Source organism: Pseudomonas sp. C321 (genome assembly GCF_055407105.1).
In genome coordinates, this window is sequence record NZ_JBUZRB010000007.1 from 48,521 (window position 1) to 74,434 (window position 25,914).

The 25,914-nt window shown below is 59.3% G+C and carries 27 protein-coding genes; 15 read left to right on the forward strand and 12 right to left on the reverse strand.

Going from position 1 to position 25,914, the window contains the following annotated elements; all coding sequences use genetic code 11:
• Positions 1-13 precede the first annotated feature (13 nt).
• The 4 genes from ACZRJ6_RS20210 to ACZRJ6_RS20225 are packed head-to-tail and all read left to right on the forward strand — an operon-like array spanning position 14 to position 5,032.
• Positions 14-1,786 (forward strand): N-acetylglutaminylglutamine amidotransferase, encoded by a 1,773-nt coding sequence (locus ACZRJ6_RS20210; RefSeq protein WP_463969775.1) that lies wholly within the window; start codon positions 14-16, stop codon positions 1,784-1,786.
• Positions 1,787-1,789: 3 nt separating this feature from the next.
• Positions 1,790-3,535 (forward strand): N-acetylglutaminylglutamine synthetase, encoded by a 1,746-nt coding sequence (ngg, locus tag ACZRJ6_RS20215; RefSeq protein ID WP_463969774.1) that lies wholly within the window; start codon positions 1,790-1,792, stop codon positions 3,533-3,535.
• A gap of 25 nt (positions 3,536-3,560) precedes the next feature.
• Positions 3,561-4,745 (forward strand): osmoprotectant NAGGN system M42 family peptidase, encoded by a 1,185-nt coding sequence (locus ACZRJ6_RS20220; RefSeq protein WP_149411559.1) that lies wholly within the window; start codon positions 3,561-3,563, stop codon positions 4,743-4,745.
• A 59-nt stretch (positions 4,746-4,804) separates the two neighbouring features.
• On the forward strand, positions 4,805-5,032 hold the full coding sequence (locus ACZRJ6_RS20225) for a YheU family protein (RefSeq protein WP_149411558.1): 228 nt from the start codon (positions 4,805-4,807) through the stop codon (positions 5,030-5,032).
• A gap of 114 nt (positions 5,033-5,146) precedes the next feature.
• On the opposite strand, the gene ACZRJ6_RS20230 is transcribed toward ACZRJ6_RS20225, so the two are convergent.
• Positions 5,147-5,962 carry an SDR family oxidoreductase gene (locus ACZRJ6_RS20230; protein WP_463969773.1) on the reverse strand — a complete coding sequence of 272 codons (816 nt, stop codon included), beginning with the start codon at positions 5,960-5,962 and terminating at the stop codon, positions 5,147-5,149.
• 330 nt (positions 5,963-6,292) lie between these two features.
• Between ACZRJ6_RS20230 and ACZRJ6_RS20235 the strand changes: the two genes are divergently transcribed.
• Positions 6,293-6,445, forward strand: coding sequence for a DUF3309 family protein (locus ACZRJ6_RS20235; protein WP_003216767.1), 153 nt, complete (start codon positions 6,293-6,295; stop codon positions 6,443-6,445).
• A 70-nt stretch (positions 6,446-6,515) separates the two neighbouring features.
• Here ACZRJ6_RS20235 and ACZRJ6_RS20240 read toward each other — a convergent pair whose 3' ends face one another.
• Positions 6,516-8,603, reverse strand: a complete 2,088-nt coding sequence (locus tag ACZRJ6_RS20240) for an LTA synthase family protein (protein WP_463969772.1) — start codon at positions 8,601-8,603, stop codon at positions 6,516-6,518.
• Positions 8,604-8,919: 316 nt separating this feature from the next.
• On the opposite strand from ACZRJ6_RS20240, the gene ACZRJ6_RS20245 reads away from it, so the two are divergent.
• Positions 8,920-9,390 (forward strand): methylated-DNA--[protein]-cysteine S-methyltransferase, encoded by a 471-nt coding sequence (locus ACZRJ6_RS20245; RefSeq protein WP_149411555.1) that lies wholly within the window; start codon positions 8,920-8,922, stop codon positions 9,388-9,390.
• Between the two features lie 295 nt (positions 9,391-9,685).
• Here ACZRJ6_RS20245 and ACZRJ6_RS20250 read toward each other — a convergent pair whose 3' ends face one another.
• The 4 genes from ACZRJ6_RS20250 to ACZRJ6_RS20265 form a co-directional block, all read right to left on the reverse strand.
• On the reverse strand, positions 9,686-9,877 hold the full coding sequence (locus ACZRJ6_RS20250) for a PLDc N-terminal domain-containing protein (protein ID WP_463969771.1): 192 nt from the start codon (positions 9,875-9,877) through the stop codon (positions 9,686-9,688).
• 68 nt (positions 9,878-9,945) lie between these two features.
• Entirely contained in the window at positions 9,946-10,476 is a 531-nt protein-coding gene (locus ACZRJ6_RS20255) for a hypothetical protein (RefSeq protein ID WP_463969770.1), read from the reverse strand.
• A gap of 605 nt (positions 10,477-11,081) precedes the next feature.
• Positions 11,082-11,597, reverse strand: a complete 516-nt coding sequence (locus ACZRJ6_RS20260) for an ankyrin repeat domain-containing protein (RefSeq protein WP_463969769.1) — start codon at positions 11,595-11,597, stop codon at positions 11,082-11,084.
• Between the two features lie 96 nt (positions 11,598-11,693).
• Positions 11,694-13,520 carry a long-chain-acyl-CoA synthetase gene (locus ACZRJ6_RS20265; protein ID WP_463969768.1) on the reverse strand — a complete coding sequence of 609 codons (1,827 nt, stop codon included), beginning with the start codon at positions 13,518-13,520 and terminating at the stop codon, positions 11,694-11,696.
• 410 nt (positions 13,521-13,930) lie between these two features.
• On the opposite strand from ACZRJ6_RS20265, the gene ACZRJ6_RS20270 reads away from it, so the two are divergent.
• Positions 13,931-14,209 (forward strand): DUF3509 domain-containing protein, encoded by a 279-nt coding sequence (locus tag ACZRJ6_RS20270; protein WP_463969767.1) that lies wholly within the window; start codon positions 13,931-13,933, stop codon positions 14,207-14,209.
• A gap of 128 nt (positions 14,210-14,337) precedes the next feature.
• Here ACZRJ6_RS20270 and ACZRJ6_RS20275 read toward each other — a convergent pair whose 3' ends face one another.
• The 3 genes from ACZRJ6_RS20275 to aroC all read right to left on the reverse strand — a co-directional run bounded on the left by ACZRJ6_RS20275 (position 14,338) and on the right by aroC (position 17,234).
• Positions 14,338-14,883: a 1,2-dihydroxy-3-keto-5-methylthiopentene dioxygenase gene (locus ACZRJ6_RS20275; protein WP_463969766.1), complete on the reverse strand. Its 546-nt coding sequence runs from the start codon at positions 14,881-14,883 to the stop codon at positions 14,338-14,340.
• 97 nt (positions 14,884-14,980) lie between these two features.
• The gene (locus ACZRJ6_RS20280) at positions 14,981-16,129 is read right to left on the reverse strand and encodes an MFS transporter (RefSeq protein WP_463969765.1); all 1,149 of its coding nucleotides are present in this window, start codon (positions 16,127-16,129) and stop codon (positions 14,981-14,983) included.
• 13 nt (positions 16,130-16,142) lie between these two features.
• A complete protein-coding gene (gene aroC, locus ACZRJ6_RS20285) occupies positions 16,143-17,234 on the reverse strand; it encodes a chorismate synthase (protein ID WP_149411547.1) in 1,092 nt (363 codons plus the stop codon).
• A gap of 142 nt (positions 17,235-17,376) precedes the next feature.
• On the opposite strand from aroC, the gene ACZRJ6_RS20290 reads away from it, so the two are divergent.
• Complete coding sequence (locus ACZRJ6_RS20290) at positions 17,377-18,339, forward strand: alpha/beta hydrolase (RefSeq protein ID WP_463969764.1); 963 nt, start codon at positions 17,377-17,379, stop codon at positions 18,337-18,339.
• A 101-nt stretch (positions 18,340-18,440) separates the two neighbouring features.
• Positions 18,441-19,244 carry a hypothetical protein gene (locus tag ACZRJ6_RS20295; protein ID WP_463969763.1) on the forward strand — a complete coding sequence of 268 codons (804 nt, stop codon included), beginning with the start codon at positions 18,441-18,443 and terminating at the stop codon, positions 19,242-19,244.
• Positions 19,245-19,464: 220 nt separating this feature from the next.
• Here ACZRJ6_RS20295 and prmB read toward each other — a convergent pair whose 3' ends face one another.
• Positions 19,465-20,373: a 50S ribosomal protein L3 N(5)-glutamine methyltransferase gene (prmB, locus tag ACZRJ6_RS20300; protein ID WP_463969762.1), complete on the reverse strand. Its 909-nt coding sequence runs from the start codon at positions 20,371-20,373 to the stop codon at positions 19,465-19,467.
• 239 nt (positions 20,374-20,612) lie between these two features.
• Here prmB and ACZRJ6_RS20305 point away from each other — a divergent pair, with 239 nt between their 5' ends.
• The 5 genes from ACZRJ6_RS20305 (at position 20,613) to ACZRJ6_RS20325 (ending at position 23,397) form a co-directional block, all read left to right on the forward strand.
• A complete protein-coding gene (locus ACZRJ6_RS20305; protein ID WP_463969761.1) occupies positions 20,613-21,203 on the forward strand; it encodes a cysteine hydrolase family protein in 591 nt (196 codons plus the stop codon).
• A gap of 140 nt (positions 21,204-21,343) precedes the next feature.
• On the forward strand, positions 21,344-21,664 hold the full coding sequence (locus ACZRJ6_RS20310) for a hypothetical protein (protein WP_133098960.1): 321 nt from the start codon (positions 21,344-21,346) through the stop codon (positions 21,662-21,664).
• Positions 21,665-21,740: 76 nt separating this feature from the next.
• Entirely contained in the window at positions 21,741-22,298 is a 558-nt protein-coding gene (locus ACZRJ6_RS20315) for a Smr/MutS family protein (protein ID WP_463969760.1), read from the forward strand.
• 78 nt (positions 22,299-22,376) lie between these two features.
• On the forward strand, positions 22,377-22,922 hold the full coding sequence (folE, locus tag ACZRJ6_RS20320; RefSeq protein ID WP_003204506.1) for a GTP cyclohydrolase I FolE: 546 nt from the start codon (positions 22,377-22,379) through the stop codon (positions 22,920-22,922).
• A 103-nt stretch (positions 22,923-23,025) separates the two neighbouring features.
• Positions 23,026-23,397 (forward strand): glutathione S-transferase N-terminal domain-containing protein, encoded by a 372-nt coding sequence (locus tag ACZRJ6_RS20325; protein WP_463969759.1) that lies wholly within the window; start codon positions 23,026-23,028, stop codon positions 23,395-23,397.
• A 29-nt stretch (positions 23,398-23,426) separates the two neighbouring features.
• On the opposite strand, the gene ACZRJ6_RS20330 is transcribed toward ACZRJ6_RS20325, so the two are convergent.
• On the reverse strand, positions 23,427-24,029 hold the full coding sequence (locus ACZRJ6_RS20330; RefSeq protein WP_463969758.1) for a glutathione S-transferase family protein: 603 nt from the start codon (positions 24,027-24,029) through the stop codon (positions 23,427-23,429).
• A 10-nt stretch (positions 24,030-24,039) separates the two neighbouring features.
• Positions 24,040-25,206, reverse strand: a complete 1,167-nt coding sequence (locus tag ACZRJ6_RS20335; protein ID WP_463969757.1) for an aminotransferase-like domain-containing protein — start codon at positions 25,204-25,206, stop codon at positions 24,040-24,042.
• Positions 25,207-25,288: 82 nt separating this feature from the next.
• Here ACZRJ6_RS20335 and ACZRJ6_RS20340 point away from each other — a divergent pair, with 82 nt between their 5' ends.
• On the forward strand, positions 25,289-25,723 hold the full coding sequence (locus ACZRJ6_RS20340; protein WP_463969756.1) for a MarR family winged helix-turn-helix transcriptional regulator: 435 nt from the start codon (positions 25,289-25,291) through the stop codon (positions 25,721-25,723).
• The last annotated feature ends 191 nt before the right edge of the window (positions 25,724-25,914 follow it).

Here is a 25,914-nt window from a genome sequence, read left to right on the forward strand (position 1 = left end):
CGGTAAGGAATTTATGTGCGGATTAGCTGGAGAATTACGTTTCGATCACCAACCTGCCGACCTGGCAGCGGTGGAACGGATCACCCATCACTTGGCCCCTCGCGGACCTGACGCGTGGGGCTTCCATGCCCAAGGGCCCATTGCCCTGGGCCATAGACGCCTGAAAATCATGGACCTGTCGGACGGCTCCGCCCAACCGATGGTCGACGCCCAATTGGGCCTGTCCCTGGCGTTCAACGGTGCAATCTATAACTTCCCGGAGCTGCGCGCCGAACTCGAAGCACTGGGCTATGCGTTCTATTCCGCGGGCGACACAGAAGTGTTGCTCAAGGGCTATCACGCCTGGGGTGAAGCGCTGCTGCCCAAGCTCAATGGCATGTTCGCCTTCGCCATCTGGGAACGTGATGCCCAGCGCCTGTTCATCGCCCGCGATCGCCTCGGGGTGAAGCCGCTGTACCTGTCGCGCACCGGCCAGCGCCTGCGTTTCGCCTCGGCCTTGCCCGCGTTGCTCAAGGGTGGCGATATCAACCCGATCCTTGATCCGGTTGCGCTCAACCACTACCTGAACTTCCATGCCGTGGTGCCTGCACCGCGCACCCTGTTGGCGGGCATTGAAAAGTTGCCGCCGGCCAGTTGGATGCGCATCGACGCAGATGGCAAGACCGAACAGAAAACCTGGTGGACCCTGCCCTACGGCCCCCACGCCGACGAAGCCAACCTCACTCTGGAAGACTGGACAGACCGTGTCCTCGACAGCACCCGCGAAGCCGTGGCCATTCGTCAACGGGCGGCAGTGGATGTCGGTGTGCTGCTCTCGGGCGGTGTCGATTCCAGCATGCTGGTAGGCCTGTTGCGAGAAGTCGGTGTGCAGGACTTGTCGACCTTCTCCATCGGCTTCGAAGACGCCGGTGGCGAGCGTGGCGACGAGTTCCAGTATTCGGACTTGATCGCCAAGCATTACGGCACCCGTCACCACCAATTGCGCATCGCCGAAAGCGAGATCATCGAGCAATTGCCGGCTGCCTTCCGCGCCATGAGCGAGCCGATGGTCAGCCATGACTGCATCGCCTTCTACCTCCTGTCTCGGGAAGTGGCCAAGCATTGCAAGGTGGTACAGAGCGGCCAAGGCGCCGATGAACTGTTCGCCGGTTACCACTGGTACCCGCAGGTGGATGGCGCCAGCGACCCGTATGGCGCCTATCGCGATGCGTTTTTCGACCGTAGCTACGATGACTACGCTGCCACCGTCACGCCGAAATGGCTGACGGCCAATGACGCCGCTGGCGACTTCGTGCGCGAACATTTCGCCCAGCCCGGCGCCGACGCGGCTGTGGATAAAGCCCTACGCCTGGACAGCACGGTGATGCTGGTGGATGACCCGGTCAAGCGCGTAGACAACATGACCATGGCCTGGGGTCTGGAGGCGCGCACGCCGTTTCTCGACTATCGCCTGGTGGAGTTGTCGGCCCGTGTGCCGGGTAAATTCAAACTGCCGGACGGCGGCAAGCAAGTGCTCAAGGAAGCCGCGCGACGGGTGATTCCCAGCGAAGTCATCGACCGCAAGAAAGGCTACTTTCCGGTGCCCGGCCTCAAGCACTTGCAGGGCGATACCTTGAACTGGGTGCGCGATCTGCTGCTGGACCCAAGCCAGGATCGCGGCCTGTTCAACCCCGCAATGCTTGACCGCTTGCTCACCGACCCCCAAGGCCAATTGACCCCGTTGCGCGGCTCCAAGCTGTGGCAACTGGCGGCGCTGAACTTGTGGCTCAGCGAACAAGGAATCTGATTCATGAAACCTCATGCCACGGCTTACAGCCAACGCTTGCTGCGGGGCCAGGCGCCCTCCTATGAGCGCCTGCAAGCCCGCTTCGCCGAAGATGGCAGCGAACTGGGCCCCGAGCCTGTCGCCGTGCACTGCGGCTGGGGCCGGCTGTTGATCGGCCACACTTTTCCCGACCCGGCGAGCCTGGCCCTGGAGTTGCTCAACGAGCAGCCTGGGGAACGGGATATCGCCCTGTATGTGGCGGCGCCCCAGCAAATTCTGGGGATTGATCCCCAGCAGTTGTTTCTTGATCCCTCCGACACCCTGCGCCTGTGGTTTAGCGACTACCGCCCGGCGACCAGGGTATTTCGCGGTTTTCGCATTCGCCGCGTGCAGAGCGAGACGGATTGGCAGGCAGTCAATCAGCTGTACCAGGGCCGCGGCATGTTGCCGGTGGCCCCGGCGTTGCTGACCCCACGTCATCAAGGCGGGCCGGTGTACTGGCTGGCAGAGGATGAGGACAGCGGCGCAGTGATCGGCAGCGTCATGGGCCTCAATCACCAGAAAGCCTTTCACGATCCGGAAAACGGCTGCAGCCTCTGGTGCCTGGCAGTGGACCCGCAATGTACCCGGCCCGGGGTCGGCGAAGTGCTGGTGCGCCATCTCATCGAACACTTTATGAGCCGTGGGCTGAGTTACCTTGACCTGTCGGTATTGCACGATAACCGTCAAGCGAAAAGCCTCTACGCCAAGCTCGGCTTTCGGGTGCTGACCACCTTCGCCATCAAACGCAAAAACGGCATCAATCAGCCGCTGTTCCTCGGGCCGGGGCCACAAGCGGGGTTCAATCCCTATGCGCGGATCATCGTCGAGGAGGCCCATCGGCGCGGAATTGATGTGCAAGTAGACGATGCCGATGCGGGCCTGTTCACCCTGAGCCATGGCGGGCGCCGGGTACGCTGCCGGGAGTCTTTGAGCGACCTGACCAGCGCCGTCAGCATGACCTTGTGCCAGGACAAGAGCCTGACCCATAAGGTGCTCAAGGCCGCGGGGCTTAACCTGCCGGCGCAACAGTTGGCGGGGAGTGTCGACGAGAATCTGGAGTTTCTCGACGAACACCGGCGCATCGTGGTCAAGCCGCTGGATGGCGAACAGGGCCAAGGCGTGGCGGTGGACTTGCAGACTATCGAAGAGGTGCAGAAAGCCATTGAAGCGGCGCGCCAGTTCGATGGTCGGGTGTTGCTGGAAAGCTTCCACGAAGGCCTGGACCTGCGCATTGTAGTGATCGGTTTTGACGTGGTGGCTGCCGCGATTCGCCGCCCGGCAGAAGTGATCGGCGACGGCCAACATACCATCGGCGCCTTGATCGAAGCCCAGAGCCGGCGACGCCAGGCCGCCACCGACGGCGAAAGCAAAATCCCGGTGGATGACGAAACCCAACGCACCCTTGATGCCGCAGGCTACGACTACAGCAGCATCCTGCCGCCCGGCCAACACCTGGCGGTGCGCCGTACCGCCAACCTGCACACCGGCGGTTGCCTGGAAGATGTGACCGCCATTTTGCACCCTACCCTGGTGGATGCCGCCGTGCGCGCTGCACGAGCCCTGGACATTCCCGTGGTCGGGCTCGATCTGATGGTGCTGGCGGCTGACCAGCCGGAATACGTATTTATCGAAGCTAACGAACGCGCGGGCCTGGCAAATCATGAACCGCAGCCGACGGCTGAGAAGTTTGTGGATTTGTTGTTCCCCCATAGTCAGCCTTCAAGCTGAGCTGATCCGAACCCAAGGAGTCTTTATGACCCGAACCATCCCCGAACCGGATCTCAACTACCTGCAAAAAGTGCTGTTGGAAATGCTCGCCATTCCCAGCCCTACCGGATTTACCGACACCATCGTGCGCTACGTCGCCGAGCGTCTTGAGGAGCTGGGCATTCCCTTTGAAATGACCCGCCGCGGGACCATTCGCGCCACCCTCAAGGGCCAGAAAAACAGCCCCGACCGCGCCGTGTCCGCGCACCTGGACACCATCGGCGCCGCCGTGCGGGCGATCAAGGACAATGGCCGCCTGACGCTGGCACCAGTAGGCTGCTGGTCCAGCCGCTTTGCCGAAGGCAGCCGCGTCAGCCTGTTTACCGACAACGGTGTGATACGCGGCAGCGTGTTACCGCTGATGGCTTCCGGGCATGCGTTCAACACCGCCGTGGATGAAATGCCCATCAGTTGGGACCACATCGAATTGCGCCTGGACGCCTACTGCGCCACCCGGGCCGATTGCGATTCGCTGGGGGTCAGCATCGGCGATTTCGTCGCCTTCGATCCATTGCCGGAATTTACCGAGAGCGGTCACATCAGCGCCCGCCACCTGGACGACAAGGCCGGTGTCGCAGCACTGCTGGCCGCCCTCAAGGCCATCGTCGACAGCGGCGAACCGTTGCTGATCGACTGCCATCCATTGTTCACCATCACCGAAGAAACCGGCAGTGGTGCGGCGGCGGCATTACCTTGGGATGTCAGCGAATTCGTCGGTATCGACATCGCCCCGGTCGCGCCAGGGCAACACTCCAGCGAACATGCGGTGAGCGTGGCCATGCAGGATTCCGGCGGGCCGTATGACTATCACCTGTCCCGGCATTTGCTGCGCCTGGCGTCGGACAACGAACTGCCGGTGCGTCGCGACCTGTTCCGCTACTACTTCAGCGATGCCCATTCGGCGGTGACTGCCGGCCACGATATCCGCACCGCCCTGTTGGCATTCGGCTGCGACGCCACTCATGGTTATGAGCGCACCCATATCGACAGCCTGGCGGCGTTGAGTCGCCTGCTGGGCGCCTACATCCTCAGCCCGCCGGTATTTGCCAGCGACGCGCAACCGGCCCAAGGGTCCCTGGACCGCTTCAGCCATCAACTGGAACACGAGACACAGATGGAGAGCGACACCAGAGTGCCGTCGGTGGATAGTTTGGTCGGTCAAAAGTCCTGATACTGGCAACAATGATCCCGGCGCAGTAGCATCGCCGGGATTCCTGAACCGAGGCTTGTATGCTGATCCCCTACGACCAACTTGAAGTCGACACCCTGACACGCCTCATCGAAGACTTCGTCACCCGCGACGGCACCGACAATGGCGATGACACGCCCCTGGAAACCCGTGTATTGCGGGTGCGCCAAGCGCTGACCAAAGGCCAGGCACTGATCATCTTCGACCCCGAGAGTGAGCAATGCCAGTTGATGCTCAAGCACGATGTGCCCAAGCATTTGTTTGACTAGGGATTGGACTCCGGTAACAGACAAATGACGATTTTTTTGACATCGCACACGAGCGAGCTTTTGTGGCGAGCGGGCTTGCCCGCTCGCCACAGGGTAATGGCTTGACCTGCACTATCATCCCTTCGCCGACTGGGCCTTCGCTCGCATCTTGTCCGCCATCACCGTCATCTCGTTATAGAGCAACTGCGGGTTCTTCTGCTTCAACGCCCAGGCCATCCGGCCCTGCTCATGAGGCAGGATCATGAATTCACCCTCGGCCACCTGCTGATAGATGTAGTCGGCAATCTCGGCGGCGCTGATAGGCGAGCTTTCCAGCAGTTTGCCCACCTGGGCTTTCATCGCCGGGGTCGGCCCACGGAAGGAGTCCAGCAGGTTGGTCTGGAAGAACGACGGGCATACCACGTGTACGCCAACTTCCTGTTGCTTGAGTTCCACCAGCAGGCTCTCCGACAACGCCACCACACCGGCCTTGGCCACGTTGTAGTTGCTCATGGCTGGGCCTTGCATCAGCGCTGCCATGGAAGCGATGTTGATGATGCGGCCCTTGCTCTTTTCCAGCAGCGGCAGGAACGCCTTGCAGCCCTTGACCACGCCCATCAGGTTGATTGCGATCTGCCAGTCCCAGTCTTCCAGGGACAGTTCGCTGAAGAAACCGCCAGAGGCCACACCGGCGTTATTGACGATCACATCGATACCGCCCAGCTTCTCTTCACAAGCCTGTGCGAAAGCCGTCAGTTGGCTGTAGTCGCGCACATCGCAGCGCTGGATAAAACCATCACCACCGACCTCACGTACCCGCTTCAGGGTTTCTTGCAGGCCCGGCTCGCTGACATCCGACAAGGCCAACTGCCAACCCTCGCGGGCCCAACGCAGCGCGATTTCGCGTCCCAGGCCAGACCCGGCGCCAGTGATCATCATGCGATTTTGCATAGGAAATAGCCTTGTGGTTCACAGAAGAAGTGAGCCGCAGTGTAGCGAAGGTCTTTAGTGCACCCACGCACCATCAGAGTGCTGAATGCCACGGGCAAACCGCGGGGCGGGTCGCTGGCCTGGAAATGATGGAAGTTCAATCTTTTTAAACGTGGCAAACGCCACTACTACAACGTTAAAAGAAATAAGCCACCCACCAAAAAGCTTTAAAAAAAAAGGGAATTTTCTGCTGAGCGCGACAGTCGGAGTTATTAAGGCGTCCGAATTAAAGTGTCGGGCTTATGACTTAACAACCAGGTCTTTTCAGAAGACTAATAAGGAAAACAAAATATGAGCCTCATTCTTATCATTATTCTGATCCTCCTGCTGGTCGGCGGTCTGCCAGTGTTCCCTCACTCCCGCAACTGGGGTTATGGGCCATCGGGTATTCTCGGTACCGTATTGGTAGTGCTGCTGATTCTGTTGTTGCTCGGCAAGATATAAAGCGGCTACACACTGAAAAATATGTAAAAAAAGAGGCCTTGAAGAAGGCCTCTTTTTTATTCGCCGTTATTTAGTCCGGCATACCGTCTACTACACCTGCAGTGTTATCCAGCAGGCTCTTGGTAGCGGTCTGCAGGAACGCTTCAAGTTTCTGCTTGAGCTGTGCCTCATCAGGCGACTCAGGAATCACTTTGCCGGTGGGGTTGGCGCCCAGTTCGTACTGCCACAGTTTGGGCGGCATTTCCTTGGGCAGGACCAGTACTCGGTCAGCGGTGAGCAAGGCCACGGTCTGGTCGCTGCCCGAAGGCTTGATCACGCCAAAGCCCTTGTCGCCTTCCGGCAAGTTGAGCAAGTCACGGCCCCAGCACTGGTGACGGGTTTCACCGCCCAGGCGGCCCATGATAGTTGGCACGATGTCGATCTGCGTACCCACGGTGTGGTCAAGCTCGCCGAACTTTTCCTGCATGCCCGGCGCGATCATCAGCATCGGCACGTTGAAGCGACCCAAGTCCATTTCGGTGATCTGCTGCTCGTTGCCGAAGCCATGGTCGCCGACGATGACGAACAAGGTTTCCTTGAAGTAAGGCTCCTTGCGGGCCTTTTCAAAGAACTGGCCCAGGGCCCAGTCGGAGTAGCGCATGGCCGTCAAATGGTCGTTGAGGCTGCCACGGTCGGTGACCTTGTCGACCGGCAATGGCGTCGGCAAGGCGTACGGCGTGTGGTTGGACAGCGTTTGCAGCAACGCATAGAACGGCTTGCCGCCTTCGCGGGCCTTCAACTCTTCCAGTCCACGGTTGAACATGTCCTGGTCAGACACGCCCCAGGTCGGATCGGAAAATACCGGATCGACATAGTCATTGCGGCCGATAAAGTTGGTCATGCCCTGGTTGCTGAAGAAGCCCGACTGGTTGTCCCAGGCGAAGTCGCCGTTGTAGACATACACGTCTTCGAAATCGCGGACGCTGAGCAATTGCGGCAGGCCGGACAGCTTATGGCTGCCTTCCGGAGTCTGCATCAGGTATTCAAAGCCTGGCAGGTTCGGGAAGCAGGCCATAGTGGCGAACATGCCCTGGTGGGTATGGGTGCCGTTGGAGAAGAAGCGGTCGAACAGCAGGCCTTCCTTGGACAGCTTGTCGAAGTACGGCGTGACATTGCCCTGACGACCGAGGGCGCCCACCGAGTGACCGGCGAAGCTTTCCATCAGGATCACAACGACGTTCTTGATTGGCAGGGTTTTCTCGGCCGGTGGCGTGAAATCACGGCGCACTGCGGCGGTGTCGGCGTCTACCAGTTTCTCGTCTGGCATCACCAGCATGTCCCGCACAGTCTGCGTGGCCAGGGGTTGTTCCAGAGTGGCCTTCCAAACGTTGGTGCGATGCTCGGAGAATCGCGCCTTGGCCGCGGCAATCAGCGACAAGGTGCCGTTGAGGCCCAACTGGTTGGCGAAGTTCGAATCGGTGGTGTAGACATCACCCCAACGTAGCGGCGGGCCCTGGCGCAGCGTGCCACGGGCGGCAACCACGGCAATCAGCAGGCAGACCACGAACACGCCAATGCGGGTGTACCACGGCGCCACTTGGCGGGTGCCGACCGTGCCACCGCTGAACGGGCCACGAGGCCGGGTGGCGCGATCGGCGCCCTTGAAGGCGATGTTCAGGATCAGCGTACCCAAGGCCAAGGCCAGCAGGTAACGCACCACTGGGAAACCGTACCAGAGCATGCTCATCACGGTTTTCGGGTCTTCTTTCACGTACTGGAACACCAGGCCGTTGAGGCGCTGGTGAAACTCGCGGTAGAAGTCCATCTCCATCAGGCCCAGGAACAGGGCGATGCTGGAAGCGACGGTCAGCCAGAACCGGAAGAAGCCGCGAGCGGCCATGGCCCGCACACTGAACAGCGCCAGAATCAGCGGGATACTCAGGTATACCACCAGGCGCAGGTCCAGGCGCAGGCCGTTGGCGAATGCTTCGAGGAAGGTCGAGGCTGGCGTGTCGAGGATCATCTCGCGGTTGTACACCAGCAGCGCCAGGCGCAGCAGGGAGAACATCACCATCATGACCAGAGCGCAAAGCAGCGTGTAAGCCAGATGGGATTTGACGGTCGGTTGCAGCAAGCGATTAGAAGCTCGCTGCTGACTCAGGGCGTCCGGGTTTGCCATGTCGTTTCAGGACCCATTGGAAGTTTAAGTTGCGAAAAAATGCAGCGGCGTACAGCCCTCGCCCATACCAATCGAGGTTGAGCACTGACGCGGGGGGGCAAATGGTGCCCGATCAACAGCGTCTACGCCATTGATTACTGACCGCGTTCTACTTTTCCACCGTTGCAGATGCCAACTTAGAGCCTTGGCAGAGGAAATAAAGCCGGCGAATTGTCTTGGATAGAATGTGAAAATTTTGTACAGCGAATATCTCGATACACAAAAAACTGCTCAGGCTTTATCGTTGAGTCCGACCTGCCTCTGTGGATTGACCCGCATGTTTTATCGCTATCACCCAAGCCCTCTCGGCCCGCTGCTTCTGGCGGCGGACGAACAGGGGCTGCGCGTGTTGTACATGGACATCCACCAGGAGCATGTCCAGGCGCAATGGTCCCCGGCAACGAATGAGCTGGACGAGGTGTGCCGCCAGCTTGATGAGTATTTCGCCCGAAAAAGGGAAGTCTTTGAGCTACCCCTGGCGCCAGTGGGCACGCCGTTCCAGCAGCAGGTCTGGCAAACACTGTTGCTGATTCCTTACGGGCGTACCTGGACTTATGGCGAGCAGGCCCGGCACCTGGACAATCCCAAGGCCATTCGCGCCGTAGGCACTGCCAATGGCGCCAATCCGATTTCCATCATCATTCCCTGCCACAGGGTGGTGGGCAGTGATGGAACGCTGGTGGGGTACGGTGGCGGGATTGAAAACAAGTTGAAACTGCTGGAGCTGGAAGGCAGTTGGTTAATTTGAACAACTCAACCGTATCAAAGCCATTGCCATGACGCGACCGTAGATACTCCGTTCACGGTCAAGCTTTAGCGAGACTGGTGGGGGGGCGACTGGTGCTGGGGGCTGATCTGATGGCAGCGGTGTGGCTGACGTAGCCTCGCTGGGGCTCGACAACTGCTACGGTGATTTTGTGTAGATATTCCCCGTAGCAGCTGTCGAGTGAAACGAGGCTGCGTCCGGCGGCCTGTCTGACACACCGCAAACGCAGCCTCGTTTCACTCGACAGTTGCTACGGGGGGTATTGCAGGGTGATCAGTCAGATCCGCACATTGCCCCGTGGCCCGGCAATCGCCCAGATGATCAAGCCCAACACTGGCAGCAGCAGGATCAACAGGATCCACAGCACTTTTGCCCCGGTACCGGCGCCGCTTTTGAACACGTTGATAATCGCCCAGATATCCAGCGCCAGGATGATCAACCCGATCAGACTATTAAAAGTGGAACCCATGGTGTCGCTCCTATAGTGAGGGCTTGCCTCTTTAGGATAGTTCGCCGTGACTAGGGTTCCGTATTATTTCAGACGTGGACCGCAACCCGCAGGGCTTCCAGGGACGGCTCGCCCTTGATGCCAACCTGGGCACACAATTCCAGCACCCGTGGCACATCGTTGCCATAGACCAGCACCATCTGAATCTCGTCATCGAGCAACTGGCTGAAATTCATCAGCACATAGCCGCCGTTTTCCGGGTTCAGGGCGCTCATCTGGATCTGGATGCGGTTCAGCGCGGTGAGCGCCTCAGTTTTAGCAAGCTGCTTGGGTTTGAGGTTGAACGCCACGCCGGGGCCAAAGGAGGCGACGATCTGGGCGAACAGGTCCTGATAGGTGTCGGCCTGGAACAGCACGGTGTCCGGCAGGCTGCCGACGACAATCCATTCACCCAAGGGAATCGGAAAAGTGTCGTCGTAGTTGATGTCCGGGTTGGCCGCCAGAAACGCCTCAGGATCAGCAAACGCCTGGGCCGCTTCGTCGGCCACTTTTACGACCTCGGTTTCGCTCATGCAGCCGGAGCTGATTTTGTTGATGAGTTCGACGAGTGCGGTTTTCATGGGGCGAATCCTGTGGCTGAGGCTGGTTTTGAGGGCGCGAAGATAACACTGGTCTATGGAGGGCAACAATTCCAGTTTTGGCCGGTATCTACTCATCTGTTGAGGTTGCCGATGGCAGGGGCTTGCCGGCAATGGACTTACAGGCACCGCGCTCACTCAGAAAGCCCGCGTCATCGTTAACGACCATCGCGAGCAAGCTCGCTCCTACAGTGGCAGTCGATCCGCTCTTGCTTTCCACCACTCAGGTCGGCTACCAGGCCGCCGTGCTTTTGATCTTGATCTAAGGCGCCCCGTTAACCACGATGGCTGAACGCAGGCATTGATCTGTGGGTAAACCGGCAGGACGCCGGTTTAGCCGCGCTGGGCCAGGGATGGCCCATCGCGGCGGCCCACGGAGCAATGCCGGAGAGAGGGCATGCCGAGCCCTAGCGAGGCACCAAGTGGTGGGGCAAGAGCGCTTTGGTTACTTTGCCGCTTTTGCAAAGTGACACGCCGTAAGGGCGTAACCCTAAGCCGCCCTGACCAAAATAACGGATATGTACCCAACCCAACCCAACCCAACCTACCCACATGTTGACCGTGCAAGACATTACGTCCCGCCGCGCCTACACCAGTTTTTGCAACTGCGCCGCCGTATCCACTGCGCCCATGGTCTGGGCCGCGGCCAGCGCGGTAACGCCCTGGGCGTCCGTTACCTTGGGGTTGGCGCCCTTGGAGATCAAGTAATCCACCATCTCGGTGCGATTGAACATCGCTGCCATCATCAACGCAGTACGACCATCGACGGATGCGCCTTCAACCTGGGCACCGCCTTCGATCAGCGCCTTGACCACGTCCAGGTTGCCCTTGAACGCCGCACCAGCAATCGGCAACTGGTTCTTGTCGTTGGCAATCTGCGGATCGGCCTTGAATTCCAGCAGCACTTTCACCGCATCGGCGTGGCCGTGGTAGGCGGACAGCATCAACAAGGTGTCGCCATTGTGGTTACGCAGATTGGCCGGCAAGCCCTTGGCCAGCAGTGCCGCGAGCAAGGCTGCATCGCCCTTGCGCGCCACGTCGAAGACCTGCTCGGCAAACTCGGCAGCTTCTTCTTCGGTCATTTGTTTGGCTTGGTCTGTCATCTGTGGCTCCTTGTTCGGCATTTCGTAAGGCGCTCAGTTTCCCGAGCGCCGCCAAACCTGTCACCCCTTTTTTCCTCACCGCGACCATAGGCACAATCAATAGCGAAACTTGCCTGCCTGGATATCCACAAGCATGTCGCCAGTCACGGGCACATAGGTATCGGAGCCCGGCAGCCAGGCGTACAGCGGATCGTCACCGACCTTGGCCGGGTCGAACGCTTCTTCCTTGAGCCGCACCTTCTGGTATTTAAAGGTGCCGGTGGTTTCCATTGTCACCTTGATCCGTAGGAACAACGGCACGGCATAGGACGGCAGTTGGCCATGGGCAAACTGCAATAACGCCCGCATGTCCAGAGCCGCCAGGGATTCAGACGGGGTAATCGCCGCCATCCCGGCCCGGCCGTTGGTGTTGTGGATCTCGACGCCATAAGCGACCGCTTCGGCGATCTGCGGGTGTTGCATGAAGATATTTTCCACTTCGGTGGTGGAGACGTTTTCGCCTTTCCAGCGGTAGGTGTCCCCGAGGCGGTCGACAAATTGCGCATGGCCGAAACCGATGCTGCGCAACAGATCACCGGTGTTGAAATAGCAATCGCCCTTTTCAAACACATCGCTGAGCACCACCTTGCGGTTCTTCTCGGGGTCGGTGTAGCCATCGAAGGGTGCCTTGTCGTCGATCCTGGCCAGCAGCAGGCCCTGGCCGCCCTTCTGCACTTCGCGCATGAAGCCGTTGCTGCCGCGAATTGGCTCACCGGTGTCATGGGCGTAGTCCACGAGCGCCCAGTGCATCAGGGAAAAACCGATGGTGTTATCGAAATTCAACACATTGGTGAAGCCGATATTGCCGTCGCTGGCGGCATACAGTTCGCAGATGTGATCGACACCGAAACGCTCCTTGAATTGTGCCCAGACCCCAGGGCGCAGGCCGTTGCCGATCATTTTCACCACGCGGTTGTCCCGGTCGTGCACGCTGGGCGGTTGGTCGATCAGGTAACGGCACAGTTCACCGACATATCCCAGGGTCGTGGCGTTGAATTTACGTACATCGTCCCAGAACTGGCTGGCGCTGAACTTGCGGCGGATGGCAAATCCCGACGCCCCGGCTATCGCCGAACCCCAGCACACGCACAAGCCCGTGGCGTGATACAGCGGCAAGGTGCAATACATGACGTCATCGGGCCCCATGTCCAGGGCGATGGTGCCGAAGCTGGCTGAGGATTTCATCCAGCGTCCATGCTTGAAGATGCCGGCCTTGGGCAGCCCCGTGGTGCCGGAGGTGTAGATGTAGAAGCAAGGGTCGTTGAAGTAGATCTGCTGGCTGCTGGCCGGATTGCCCACCGAGGCTCCAGCGCTGGCCGCCATCAAGTCGACGTAGCCATCCGGCGCAGGGGCCTGGAACTGCTCGGCGACAAACCAGGTTCGCGCCGGATCAATCGCCACCTGATCGCGCACGGCCGTGTAGGCCGCGACCAGTTCCGCCCCCACGACAATGGCCACCGGTTTGACCAGGTTCAGGCTGTGTACCAGCACCGCGTGGGTTTGTGCGGTGTTGAGCATGGCGCAAATGCCGCCGACCTTGGCCACGGCCAGCACGGTCAACAACAGTTCCGGACGGTTTTCAATAAACAGCGCCACCACGTCGCCCTTGCCGATGCCCTGTTCCAGCAGATAATGGGCAATGCGGTTGGCTTGCTGGTTGGCCTCGGTGTAGCTGAGCACCCGGTCGCCATACAGCAACGCGGCGCCATTGGGGTTGCGCAGGGTGGCCTGTTCGAAGGTGAAGCCCAGCCCGCAAGGCTGGTTGGGGTCGGTGATGTTGGCGACGCGGATGCCGCGTACCAGCCTTGGCAAGGCCCGGACGATAGTGGGCACCTTACGCAACATCATGCCCCAGGTAATCATGTCACTTTGCTGATGGCTCATGAGCGGGAACGTCCTTTTTCTTATTATTCGTATGATCCTTGGCCATCCATCCCCTGTAGGACTAACGATGAATGGCTTGCAGGAAAATACGCCAACCATTCTTTGGCTGTACACGCAGGATTTGAAAAGTTTTGTATCCCGGATCAGCGGGAGACGATAAAGGGAATTTATACAGCCATTGAGTGGTCGGTATGGATGTCCTGCCTTGTCCGGCAACGGCAAAATCCCCGCCTGGACAAAGCAAAATGCAGGATGCACGATGGCCATTCATGCAGATTGCACGAATCCAAAAATAGGGAAAACTTACAACACGTTGATTTATAACGACTTTTAGAAAAACAGAATACTGGCACAATCACTGCACCTATCACTCCACGCTTGCCAATCATGAGCTAACGGAGCTGATAGACATGAGCCTGATCCAAGATAAGTTTTCTTCTGTGTTCTCCAATTTCGACGTCACCACCCAGGCCCGTCCTGACGGTGGCATCCTGCTGACCCTGCGCAACAGCGAAGGCAAGCAAATCAAGCGCTCGATTTCTTATCAGCAGTTGCACACGGCCGATCAACTGACGTGGGTCATCAGCGCCATCCGTCGTGACCTGGCCGAACAAGCCAGCGAACTGCCGCAGATTTCGATGTTGCAAAGCCAGCACCGCTTTGCCCTGCCGACCTACCACTCGGCATAAGCGCACGTTTCATTTATCGGGTCGTGATGCCGCCGTGCATCACGGCCCGTTTTTTTTACCGCATTATTTGCAATAGATGTTTCGCAGATGAAACTTGACCGTTGCCGGTGAGGCAGTGGTCAGAAGCGTCAGTCGTCCAGACGCGGGAAACCATTGGCGATATCGTCGCCAGTCAAGAGCTCACCCCCACCTTCGGCGCCCCTGAACAGGCGGATCGCCACGAATCGCGGTTCCTCGCCCATATCGAACCAGCAAGCCGTCCCGGCGGGTACACAAATCAGGTCGTTTTTCTCACACAGCACGGCATAGACGTAGTCACCGATGTGCAAACTGAACAGCCCACGGCCCGCAGCGAAAAGACGGACTTCGTCGACACCATGGCGGTGTTCGTCGAGGAACCGCGCGCGAATTTCGGCTTTTTGCGGATCATCGCTGTTGACGCTGAGCACACCCACCGAGGTGTAGCCGCCCTTGGTCATCAGCGTGTCGATCTGTGCCTTGTACGCCGAAATCACGTCGACCTCGCTGGCGCCCGCCTCGATCCTGGTAGCGGCTTGCCAACGCTCAAAACCCACGCCCTGCTCGGCCAGCGTGGATGCGATATCGTCGAAATGGGTCAGCACCTTGTTCGGCGTATCCGGGGTACTGATGTGGTAAACGAAAAGACTGCTCATGAAAGGGTTCCTCGGTCGGCACCACCGTTCGGCATTTCAAGGTCCGGTCGGGCGGTATAAATCATTAGGCGCAAGGCTGCTTCTTGATCACCACGGCTCATGACTGCTCCTCTGGCAATCGAACAGCCATGATCACAGCGGCCGCGAGGGCCGCGAGGCTGGCAATACTGAAAGTCAGGGTCGGCCCCAGCAGGTTCCAGCTATACCCCGAATACAAGGCGCCCACCGCGCCTCCGGTGCCGGCAAGAGCGGCATACAGCGCCTGTCCCTGGCCTTGCTGGCGAGCGCCGAAGCTACGCTGGACGAACTGAATGGCAGCAGCATGAAAACTGCCGAAAGTAGCGGCGTGCAAGACCTGGGCAAACAGCAGCACCCAGAAAAACTCGGCAAACGAACCCAGCAACAGCCAGCGCATCGCCGCCAGCAAAAAACTGGCGATCAGCACCCGGCGCACCGAGAAGCGCGTCAGAATCCGGCTCATGGCCATGAACATCAACACTTCCGCCACCACCCCCAGGGCCCAGAGCAGGCCGATCACGCCACGGCTGTAGCCAAGATGTTCAAGGTGCAGGGTCAGGAAGGTGTAATACGGGCCGTGGCTCATTTGCATTAGCGCGACGCAGGCATAAAACGCCATTACGCCGGGGCTGCTTAGTTGGCGCAAGAAGCCATCGGCGGCCAGGCGATTGCCCTGGGTCGACGGTTGGGCATTGGGCACCCATAGGCTGGCACCGATGATGCCCGCCATGATCACCGCGATCGCCACCGGGTAAATGTCCAGGCTCAAGGCCTCGAATAGGCGACCCAGGGCCACCACGGCCAGGATAAAACCGATGGAGCCCCACAGGCGGATCTGGCTGTAGCGCGAGGTCTGGCCTTGCAAATGCGCCAGGGTAATCACTTCAAACTGCGGCAGCACCGCATGCCAGAAGAAAGCGTGCAAGGCCATGACCAGCGCCAGCCAGGCGTAAGACTTGCTGATGAAGATCAGCGAAAAGCTCAACAGGGTGCAGACTGCGCCAAACCGCACGATGGCCAGGCGCCGGCCCGTGTAGTCCCCCAGCCAGCCCCAGATATTGGGCGCCACGCAGCGCATCAGCATGGGGATAGCTACCAACTCGCCGATGCGCGCGCTGGAAAACCCGAGGTGATCGAAATACAGCGCCAGGAATGGCGCTGTCGATCCGAGCAGGGCGAAATAGAACAGGTAAAAGCTGGAGAGCCGCCAGTACGCAAGCGCTGCCACGGCCGTCAGACCGTCACAACTGACCCAACACCGGGGTGCTCACACGCACATCGGCATTTTGCCCGCGATGGCGCAGCAGATGATCCATCAGCACGATAGCCATCATTGCTTCGGCAATCGGCGTGGCACGGATGCCGACACATGGGTCATGGCGACCCTTGGTGATCACGTCCACCGGGTTGCCGTGAACATCAATGGAACGCCCCGGCGTGGTGATGCTCGACGTTGGCTTGAGTGCCAGGTGCGCAACGATGGGCTGGCCGGAGGAAATGCCGCCGAGAATACCGCCAGCGTTGTTGCTGACAAACCCTTCAGGCGTCAGTTCGTCGCGGTGCTCGGTGCCACGCTGGGCAACACTGGCGAAACCGGCGCCGATTTCCACGCCCTTGACCGCGTTGATGCTCATCAGCGCATGGGCCAGTTCGGCGTCCAGGCGGTCGAAGATCGGCTCGCCCAGGCCCGGCATCACGCCTTCGGCGACTACGGTGATCTTGGCGCCGACGGAATCCTGATCCCGGCGCAATTGGTCCATGTAGGCTTCCAGCTCCGGCACTTTGTCTGGGTCGGGGCTGAAGAAGGCGTTTTCTTCAACGCTGTCCCAAGTCTTGAACGGGATTTCGATCGGGCCGAGCTGGCTCATGTAGCCGCGAATGACGATGCCCTGGGTGGCCAGGTATTTCTTGGCAATGGCGCCGGCTGCGACGCGCATGGCGGTTTCCCGCGCCGAACTGCGACCGCCACCACGGTAATCGCGCTCACCGTATTTGTGATGGTAGGTGTAGTCGGCATGGGACGGGCGGAACAGGTCCTTGATAGCCGAGTAGTCCTTGGACTTCTGGTCGGTGTTGCGGATCAACAGGCCGATGGCACAACCGGTGGTGCGGCCCTCGAACACACCGGAGAGGATTTCGACTTCGTCGGGCTCCTGGCGCTGGGTAGTGTGGCGGCTGGTGCCGGGCTTGCGGCGATCCAGATCGCGCTGCAGGTCTTCCAGGGACAGCTCAAGACCCGGCGGGCAGCCGTCGACAATGGCGACCAACGCCGGGCCATGGCTTTCGCCAGCGGTGGTGACAGTGAACAGCTTGCCGTAGGTATTGCCGGACATGCAGGGCGCTCCGTGAAATCAGCTGAAATAACTCAACCGTGATAACTAAGCGCGCCAGTATACGCAGGCTCTCTCAGTAGTTCATCCTCGAAACCTTACCGGTAGACGTTGGTCCAACCGGCACCTTCCTCATGATGGCGCGATGATGCTTCGAGTCTTGCTCTTGACCCTCACCCTGTTTTCCAGCCTTGGCTTCGCCGCCTCCCCTGTCGTGCTGCAACGGCCCATCAGCCTGGACACCGGCAGCGGCGAGCTGTTCGGCTCGCTGTTGCTGCCCAAATCCGACAGCCCGGTGCCCGTGGTACTGATCATTGCCGGCTCAGGGCCCACCGACCGCAACGGCAACAGCGCCGATGGCGCACGTAACGACAGCCTCAAACGCCTGGCGTGGGTGCTGGCCAAACACAACATCGCCAGCGTGCGCTATGACAAGCGCGGTGTGGCCGCCAGCCTCGCGGCAACACCCGATGAGCGCAACCTGACCTTGGACGCCTACGTGGCCGACGCCGTCGCCTGGGGCAAACTGCTGAAAACCGACCCGCGCCTGGGGCCGCTGATTGTACTGGGCCACAGCGAAGGCGCATTGGTGGCCGCCCTCGCCGCCCCGCAACTGAATCCCGCCGGGGTGATTTCCCTGTCCGGCAGCGCCCGCCCGGTGGACCAGGTGATCCGCCAGCAACTGGCTGACCATCTGCCCCCGGCCCTGTTGCTGCGCAGCAACCAGATTCTCGACCACCTCAAGTCCGGCCAGGTGGACGCCGATGTACCCGGCCCGCTTGAGGGCATTTTCCGTCCCAGCGTGCAGCCTTATCTGATCAGCCTGTTCCGCGCCGATCCTTCGGCCGCGTTTGCCAAGCTGACGATGCCGGCCCTGATCATCCAGGGCACCAACGACCTGCAAGTGGGCGTGGCTGACGCGCAGAAGCTCAAGGCGTCCAAACCGGATGCCGAGCTGACAGTGATCGAAGGCATGAACCATGTGATGCGTATCGTCCCCAACGATGTGAAACAGCAATTGGCCTCCTACAACAACCCGCAATTGCCTCTCGCTGCTGAGCTGGGTACCCGCCTGATTCGCTTTATCGACGGACTTCGCCCCAGTTAAGCGAGCATTTGCCCTCCAGTCCTGAATAAAGCGGCCGATAAGCACAGGGTCAACAGCAAAAAGACTGTCGACTCGCAGGGGCTTGGACAGGATCGCACCGAATGACGAACACCGACGCAATACCGGAATCTCCCGCCGAAACCCCCGCTGAAACCGAAGCCGCCGCAGCGGCTGCGCTGCCGTGGGCGGAGGTTCAGGCCGAACACTTCAAGATGCTGCGCCTGGCGCCCTTGGCAACCGATCGCGCCACCGGCGTGCGGCCGTTGCGCTTTGTTCAATTTGGCTACGCCGAACGCAATAACAAGGACCAGAGCCTGCTACGCATGGTCATCCAACTGCCTGGGCAGCGAGTGCGGCGCGAACAGAACCACCTGGATATCTGGGTTGAACACGCCACCCAGCGGGTGCATTTCGGCCCCGGCAACAGCCTGGAGATCGAACCGGCCAACCGTGGCATCGGTCGCTTCCTGGTGGCACAGGGTGTCGCCTGGGCAAAAAAGAAGTGGTCACACTATCGCGTCGACGGTGTCGACCTGGCGAACAAGGATGCGCTGAACGAAGCCACGCGCCTGCGGCGTGATCACTTCCTGCGCATCCAGGGCTTTGATGTGGCCTACGCCGATGTCCAGCATTTGAAGGGCAACGTGCAACCGGGCAAGGTCAGCGACCTGCTGGACAGCTGGAGCACCGAAAAGCTGCAGTTCGTGGAAATCCTCGAAGCGGCGCAGATGCTGCAGCAAGCCGAGCAGAACCTGGCGGAGCAGGAAGTGAGGCTGCGCAAGGAAGAGGAAAAGGTCATCAAGTTCAAGCGAGAAGACAGCGGCTTGCGCTTCACCATTACTTGCCTGGTGGCGTTTACGGTGTTTCAGGCGGGGTTGTTGATCTGGATTGCGACGCATCGCTGACAACTGATTCGCACTGAAGAAATTGAGTTGAATATGGGGCTGCGGGCAGAGGCTGGGCTGGGTACATATCCGTTATTTTGGTCAGGGCGGCTTGGGGTTACGCCCTGACCAAAATAACGGATATGTACTCAATTGCCAGATCCTGCCTCACCATTGACTGCCCCATCGCTATCGCAGGCAAGCCACACATTTTGTGTCCCGATTCCTACAGTGAGCAAGGTTAAACCCTTGAGGCAAACACCGCCTGATGCTGCCGGCACTGTTCGGCGGTGAGCATAAACACCCCATGCCCGCCTCGCTTGAAGTCCAGCCAGGCAAAATCTACCTCGGGGTATAGCGCCTCGACATGAACCTGGCTGTTGCCCACCTCGACGATCAACAAGCCTTTCTCGGTCAAATGATCCGCCGCCTCGGCCAGCATGCGCCGTACCAGGTTCAAGCCATCTTCACCACAGGCCAGGCCCAGTTCGGGTTCGTGCTGGTATTCGTCGGGCATGTCGGCGAAGTCTTCGGCATCGACATACGGTGGGTTGGAAACGATCAGGTCAAAACGCTGGCCCGGCAGGCCGTCGAAGCCGTCGCCCTGAACGGTGTAGACCCGTTCATCGACGCCATGACGCTCGATGTTTTGGTTGGCCACTTCCAGCGCTTCGAACGACAAGTCCGCCAGTACCACTTCGGCGTCCTGGAACTCGTAGGCACAGGCAATGCCGATGCAGCCAGAACCGGTGCACAGGTCGAGGATGCGCGCCGGCGGTACGGCGAACCAAGGTTCGAAGCGGTTTTCGATCAGCTCGCCAATCGGCGAACGCGGGATCAGCACTCGCTCATCAACGATAAACGACATGCTGCAAAACCACGCTTCCCCCAACAGGTAGGCGGTGGGAATGCGCTCTTCAATCCGGCGATTGAGCAAGCGCTGCAGATTGACCAGTTCATCCTCTTCCAGGTTGCAGTCCAGATAACTGTCAGCAATTTCCCACGGCAGGTGCAAGGCGCCGAGCACCAGTTGCCGGGCTTCGTCCCAGGCATTGTCGGTGCCATGGCCAAAAAACAGGTCTTCCCCATGGAAACGGCTGACAGCCCAACGGATGTGGTCGCGCAAAGTGCGCAGGCGAGAAGTGATCACGGGGGCAGGCTCCTGGAAAAAACGACTGGCGATTCTAACAGTCTTAAGCTGTACGGACGATGTACGAAAAAACTTCACCGCACGTCGGATTTCATCCGCTTGTGCTTTTTTCTGTGACACAACGCCCCCTCTTGACATGGCTGTAGGCCAACAACGGCGTACCTTACGATGGTAGCGATTCACAGAAGCGCTCAGCCAGAGGACAATGTCGCAAAAGCCCCACTCACAGGAGCCCCAGAATGTCCGTTCCAAAGACGATGTTTCAACTCAGCGGTCGTGGTTACGCACCGGCCAACTTGAGCCACGCGACCCTTGTGATCATCGATGCCCAGAAAGAATATTTGAGCGGCCCCCTTGCCCTGTCGGGCATGGAGGCAGCTGTCGAAAACATCAAACAACTGACGGCTGCGGCACGCAACGCCGGGCGTCCGATTGTCCATGTGCGCCACTTGGGCACTGTGGGCGGTCTGTTCGACCCACAGGGCGAACGCGGTGAATTCATCCCGGGGCTTGAGCCTGAAGGTGAAGAAACCATCATCGGCAAGCTGCTACCCAGCGCCTTCCATGGCACAGCCCTGGAAAAGCGCCTGCAGGACCTCGGCTCCCTGGACCTGATCGTCTGCGGCTTCATGAGCCACTCCAGTGTCAGCACCACCGTGCGCGCAGCGAAGAACCTGGGCTTTCGCTGCACCTTGGTGGAAGATGCCTGCGCCACCCGCGACCTGCCTTACAAGGGCGGCATCCTCAGCGCCGAGCATGTGCAGCAAACCGAGATGGCCATCATGGCCGACAACTTCGCCACACTCGCCTTGACCAAAGATCTGATCTGATCGACCTATCGATGAGCGGTGCAGCCATTGCGGCCCCGCTCATCCGCAAAAAACCTCTCATTTTCTGCAATTGCCTCTGTACCCGGAACAACCTGTCCATCTTCCGGTCGAAGGGCCGATACCCTTGAGGAAAGGTCGGAATGAAGATATCCGATGGTTTTGATGCTCGTCGCTTGCGCCCCAAGGGCCCGAGCAACTGGCGTCTGCGTCTGGGCGCTGGCTTTGCCGCGCTTTTGGCGATGTTGGGCGTGTTGCTGGCGATGGCCGGGGCCGCAAGTCTGTTGGGACACTCACCGGCTCTTGGCGAGCTGAATGCCAGCCCGGGCGGTTCTGCCGTAGTGCTGGTGATTGGCCTGTTGATCCTGTGGTTTGGCGTGTGGTTGTGGCGCCGTTGCCGGCGGCGCATGCGTCAGCCGCTAGAGCTGAGCATCGCCTCGCACTTGATGAAAAAACACGACTAAAAAAACACTGATAGCGTTTTGTCCCGCCTCTGGCACCTCGATTTGGGTAAACTGCCCGCCCTTCGCGGAGGCTGACATGCAAGACGACGATTTTTCCCTGTTCAAAAGCGCGACTCAAGGCATCAAGCCCATCAAGCACGAGCGCGCTGAAACCGGCAAACCCAAGGCCGACCGTGCGCAGATCGCCAAGCTGCGCCAAGCGGCCACGGTGCGTACTGACGCCACCACGGTGGACGGCCTGTCTGATCAGTTCGTCATCGACGTCGGCCCCGAAGATGAGCTGATGTGGGTCCGCGACGGCGTCCAGGAAAGCCAGATGCGCAAGCTCAAGGTTGGCCAGATTCCGTTCGAGGGTAGCCTCGACCTGCACGGCATGACCGTGGAAAAGGCGCGTGAAACCCTCTGGGCCTTCCTTGCCGAAGCCACTAAATTCGAAATCCGCTGCGTGCGCGTCACCCACGGCAAGGCTGTGCGCCTGGATGGGAAGCGCCCGATGATCAAGAGCCACGTCAATACCTGGTTGCGCCAGCATTCCCAGGTGCTCGGCTTTACCTCCTGCCAACCGCGCCACGGCGGTGCTGGCGCGGTGTATGTGATGCTCAAGCGCACGATGATGGAAGGGCGCGACGAGTAACAAGTACCATCGTCAGGCTTGCAGCGATGTGTCGGCCACCGTACCCTTGCACTTTGCGAAAATCCCACAGGTAGTTTCATGTCCCTGGAACAGAATTACACCGCGATCCTCGGCCAACTCGGCGAGGACGTCTCCCGCGAGGGCCTGCTCGACACGCCAAAACGTGCCGCCAAGGCGATGCAGTACCTTTGCCGCGGTTATGAACAGACTCTGGAAGAAGTCACCAACGGTGCCTTGTTCAGCTCCGACAACAGTGAAATGGTGCTGGTCAAGGACATCGAGTTGTACTCGTTGTGCGAACACCACTTGCTGCCGTTCATCGGCAAGGCCCACGTCGCCTATATCCCCAGCGGCAAAGTACTGGGGCTGTCGAAGGTCGCGCGTATCGTCGACATGTACGCCCGCCGCCTGCAGATCCAGGAAAACCTCAGCCGCCAGATCGCCGATGCCGTTCAGCAGGTGACCGGTGCCCTGGGCGTGGCCGTGGTGATCGAGGCCAAGCACATGTGCATGATGATGCGCGGTGTGGAGAAACAGAATTCATCGATGATCACGTCGGTGATGCTGGGTGAGTTCCGCGAAAACGCGGCGACCCGTAGCGAGTTTCTCAGCCTGATCAAATAACAGGCTGCACAAAAGAAAACCGGCATTCATCGCCGGTTTTTTTTCGCCTATCGAAAATCAGGTAAGCTGCCGCCCCTTCGTTCATGGGCAAGAGGTTTTAACCGTGTTAGTCAAAGCGCTTCGAATAGGCCTCGGCCAAGTCATCATCTTTGTCGACTTCATCACCCGCCCGCGCAAACAACAGCGCCCGGCCAATGCCCAGGCGGTGGTCGACCAGTCGGCCAAGGCCCTGACCCTGTATCAGTTCCACGCCTGCCCGTTCTGCGTGAAGACCCGCCGTACCTTGCACCGCCTGAACGTGCCAGTAGCATTGAAAGACGCGAAGAACAATGAACAGGATCGCCAGACGCTGCTGGAACAGGGTGGCAAGATCAAAGTGCCGTGCCTGCGCATTGAAGAGAACGGCCAGACCACCTGGATGTATGACTCCAAGGTGATCATCGATTACCTGGACAAGCGGTTTACGGCGGCCTGAAACCCTGCTGTTCCTACATTGGCTCGCGATCAGTCCAGCATCGCCACATGTTTCGGATGGCTGGCCACTCGTTTCAGCCAGGCCTGCACGCTCGGATAAGGGCTCAAGTCAAAACCACCTTCATGAGCGACATGGGTGTAGGCATACAGGGCAATATCGGCAATGGAATACTGATCGCCCACCAGGTACGGCGTGGCTTGCAGCTGCCTTTCCATGACCTTCAAGGCCTTGTAGCCGCCTTTATGGGTGGTCTTGTATTCCTCCAGGCGATCTTCCGGCAGCCCCAGGTAAGACTGGATAAACCGCGCTACTGCAATGTACGGTTCATGACTGTACTGCTCGAAAAACTGCCACTGCAGCACTTGCGTACGCAAGCGCGGTTCGGTTGGCAGGAATTCGCTGCCGTCGGCCAGGAAGTTGAGGATCGCGTTGGATTCCCACAGGCAAGTGCCGTCTTCCAGTTCCAGCACCGGGATCTTGCCGTTGGGGTTCTTTGCCAGGAATTCGGCCGTCTGGGTGTCGCCTTTCAAGATATCCACGTCCACCCACTGGTACGGGATACCCAGCAGGTTGAGCATCAATTTGACCTTGTAGCAGTTGCCCGAACGGTAATCGCCATAAACCTTGTACATGGGGCTCCCCTTATGCCGCTTGCGCGAGCTGTGCTTGGCGGACCACCGCAGCGAGACGCTTGATACCTTCGTCCAGGCGCTGCGGGTCAATGTGGCTGAAATTGAGCCGCAAATGACCGTGATGCTGGTCCGGCTCTGAAAAGAACGGTTCACCGGGCATGAACGCGACGTCCTGATCGAGCGCTTGATCCAATAAAGTGCGGGTGTCGAGCGGCTGTTTCAAGGTCAGCCAGAAGAATAATCCGCCTTGGGGCACCTGCCAGTCGGCCAATTCAGCGAAATGCCGCTCCAGCGCCACCTGGAATGCGTCGCGGCGAACCCGATAGAAACTGCGCAGCTCAACCAGATGTTGCCGGTACTTTTCAGTGCCAATCCACTGCATCGCCTGCCATTGGCCGACACGATTGGTGTGCAGGTCCGCCGACTGCTTGAGCTTGAGCAGATGGGGGAAAAGGTCGGGGCTGGCGATCAGGTAACCGACGCGCAGACCTGGCAGCAAGGTCTTGGACACGGTCCCGGTGTAGACCCAACTGGCTTTCTTCAAACGGCTGACAATCGGCCGGGCGCTGCCGCCGTCGAAGGTCAGTTCACGATAGGGTTCGTCTTCGATCAGTGTCACGCCGAATTCATCGAGCAACGCCGCCACCGCGTCGCGCTTGGCTTCGCTGTAGCGCACCGCCGACGGATTCTGGAAGGTCGGGATCAGGTAGATGAATGCAGGGCGGTGCAGTTCAAGACTGTTGCGCAGGGCCGCCAGATCAGGGCCATCGGCCTCAAGCTGCACCGTCAGACAATCGGCGCCGAACAGTTGAAAAATCTGCAACGCCGCCAGATAGGTCGGCCCTTCCAGGAGGACTTTCGTGCCTCGGTCGATATACAGCTTGGCCGCCAGGTCCAGGGTTTGCTGGGAGCCACTGACCACCAACACCTGGCTGTCTTCGCACTGCACACCCAATGCCCGCGCCTCGGCAGCCAGCAGTTCACGCAACTGCGGCTCGCCTTCACTCATGCCGTACTGGCCGATACTCAGCGGCATGTCTTCCCAATCAAGCTTGGGCAGCATAGCTTCGGCCGGCAGGCCACCAGCAAAGGACATCACCTCCGGCCGCTGGGCCGCCGCGAGGATTTCACGGATCAAGGAACTTTTAAGGCGCGAGACACGTTCGGAGAAAGCCATAGAGGTCACCGGTAGCAAAGCCAGGGAAGAATACGTCAAACTGGTTGACCGAAATTACGATGACTCGGGTAGATACGTCAATATGCTTGACCTTAAAAACCAGACCACCCAGCAAGCGGCCATGGAGGCATTTTTCTTCGGCTACCAGGCCTTTACCGCCAAGGCCGATGAAATGCTCGAACGCCGGGGCTTGAGCCGCGTGCACCAGCGCGTGGTGTTTTTTATCGCCCGCTACCCAGCCTTGAGCGTGAAAGAACTGCTGCAATTGCTCGGCGTGAGCAAGCAAGCGTTAAACATACCGCTACGCCAATTGCAGGAAATGCACCTGGTGAACAGCGTCGCCTGCGAGACCGACAAGCGTAAGCGCCTATTGGAATTGACCGAGGAAGGATTGCGTTTCGAACAATCCTTGCGCCGCGAACAGGTGAAGCTGTTACAGCGGGCGTTTGCCGACGCCGGGGAGACGGCGGTGAATGGCTGGTTGGCGGTGAACAAGGCGCTGGGCGGCCAATCCTGAATTGCCTTTCATCTCTTTCGCACAAAAAATATAAAACATTATTTGCTTTATTTGTATACAAAAGCATAATTCGCTTCGTGCGAGTTCCTGACCTAATGGTCAACAAAACCCGCAAGCCTGACGTACCTCAAAGCGCCGCTGCCCACTCATGTGTCCGGCGCTGGAAATAACAATAAAACTCTTGAGGAGTA

What these genes read in the sequence shown, in the direction of transcription:
- ACZRJ6_RS20210 (WP_463969775.1), top strand. Translation starts at nt 14, where the DNA reads ATGTGCGGATTAGCTGGAGAATTACGTTTCGATCACCAACCTGCCGAC.
- ngg (WP_463969774.1), top strand. Translation starts at nt 1,790, where the DNA reads ATGAAACCTCATGCCACGGCTTACAGCCAACGCTTGCTGCGGGGCCAG.
- ACZRJ6_RS20220 (WP_149411559.1), top strand. Translation starts at nt 3,561, where the DNA reads ATGACCCGAACCATCCCCGAACCGGATCTCAACTACCTGCAAAAAGTG.
- ACZRJ6_RS20225 (WP_149411558.1), top strand. Translation starts at nt 4,805, where the DNA reads ATGCTGATCCCCTACGACCAACTTGAAGTCGACACCCTGACACGCCTC.
- ACZRJ6_RS20230 (WP_463969773.1), bottom strand. Translation starts at nt 5,962, where the DNA reads ATGCAAAATCGCATGATGATCACTGGCGCCGGGTCTGGCCTGGGACGC.
- ACZRJ6_RS20235 (WP_003216767.1), top strand. Translation starts at nt 6,293, where the DNA reads ATGAGCCTCATTCTTATCATTATTCTGATCCTCCTGCTGGTCGGCGGT.
- ACZRJ6_RS20240 (WP_463969772.1), bottom strand. Translation starts at nt 8,603, where the DNA reads ATGGCAAACCCGGACGCCCTGAGTCAGCAGCGAGCTTCTAATCGCTTG.
- ACZRJ6_RS20245 (WP_149411555.1), top strand. Translation starts at nt 8,920, where the DNA reads ATGTTTTATCGCTATCACCCAAGCCCTCTCGGCCCGCTGCTTCTGGCG.
- ACZRJ6_RS20250 (WP_463969771.1), bottom strand. Translation starts at nt 9,877, where the DNA reads ATGGGTTCCACTTTTAATAGTCTGATCGGGTTGATCATCCTGGCGCTG.
- ACZRJ6_RS20255 (WP_463969770.1), bottom strand. Translation starts at nt 10,476, where the DNA reads ATGAAAACCGCACTCGTCGAACTCATCAACAAAATCAGCTCCGGCTGC.
- ACZRJ6_RS20260 (WP_463969769.1), bottom strand. Translation starts at nt 11,597, where the DNA reads ATGACAGACCAAGCCAAACAAATGACCGAAGAAGAAGCTGCCGAGTTT.
- ACZRJ6_RS20265 (WP_463969768.1), bottom strand. Translation starts at nt 13,520, where the DNA reads ATGAGCCATCAGCAAAGTGACATGATTACCTGGGGCATGATGTTGCGT.
- ACZRJ6_RS20270 (WP_463969767.1), top strand. Translation starts at nt 13,931, where the DNA reads ATGAGCCTGATCCAAGATAAGTTTTCTTCTGTGTTCTCCAATTTCGAC.
- ACZRJ6_RS20275 (WP_463969766.1), bottom strand. Translation starts at nt 14,883, where the DNA reads ATGAGCAGTCTTTTCGTTTACCACATCAGTACCCCGGATACGCCGAAC.
- aroC (WP_149411547.1), bottom strand. Translation starts at nt 17,234, where the DNA reads ATGTCCGGCAATACCTACGGCAAGCTGTTCACTGTCACCACCGCTGGC.
- ACZRJ6_RS20290 (WP_463969764.1), top strand. Translation starts at nt 17,377, where the DNA reads ATGATGCTTCGAGTCTTGCTCTTGACCCTCACCCTGTTTTCCAGCCTT.
- ACZRJ6_RS20295 (WP_463969763.1), top strand. Translation starts at nt 18,441, where the DNA reads ATGACGAACACCGACGCAATACCGGAATCTCCCGCCGAAACCCCCGCT.
- ACZRJ6_RS20305 (WP_463969761.1), top strand. Translation starts at nt 20,613, where the DNA reads ATGTCCGTTCCAAAGACGATGTTTCAACTCAGCGGTCGTGGTTACGCA.
- ACZRJ6_RS20310 (WP_133098960.1), top strand. Translation starts at nt 21,344, where the DNA reads ATGAAGATATCCGATGGTTTTGATGCTCGTCGCTTGCGCCCCAAGGGC.
- ACZRJ6_RS20315 (WP_463969760.1), top strand. Translation starts at nt 21,741, where the DNA reads ATGCAAGACGACGATTTTTCCCTGTTCAAAAGCGCGACTCAAGGCATC.
- folE (WP_003204506.1), top strand. Translation starts at nt 22,377, where the DNA reads ATGTCCCTGGAACAGAATTACACCGCGATCCTCGGCCAACTCGGCGAG.
- ACZRJ6_RS20330 (WP_463969758.1), bottom strand. Translation starts at nt 24,029, where the DNA reads ATGTACAAGGTTTATGGCGATTACCGTTCGGGCAACTGCTACAAGGTC.
- ACZRJ6_RS20335 (WP_463969757.1), bottom strand. Translation starts at nt 25,206, where the DNA reads ATGGCTTTCTCCGAACGTGTCTCGCGCCTTAAAAGTTCCTTGATCCGT.
- ACZRJ6_RS20340 (WP_463969756.1), top strand. Translation starts at nt 25,289, where the DNA reads ATGCTTGACCTTAAAAACCAGACCACCCAGCAAGCGGCCATGGAGGCA.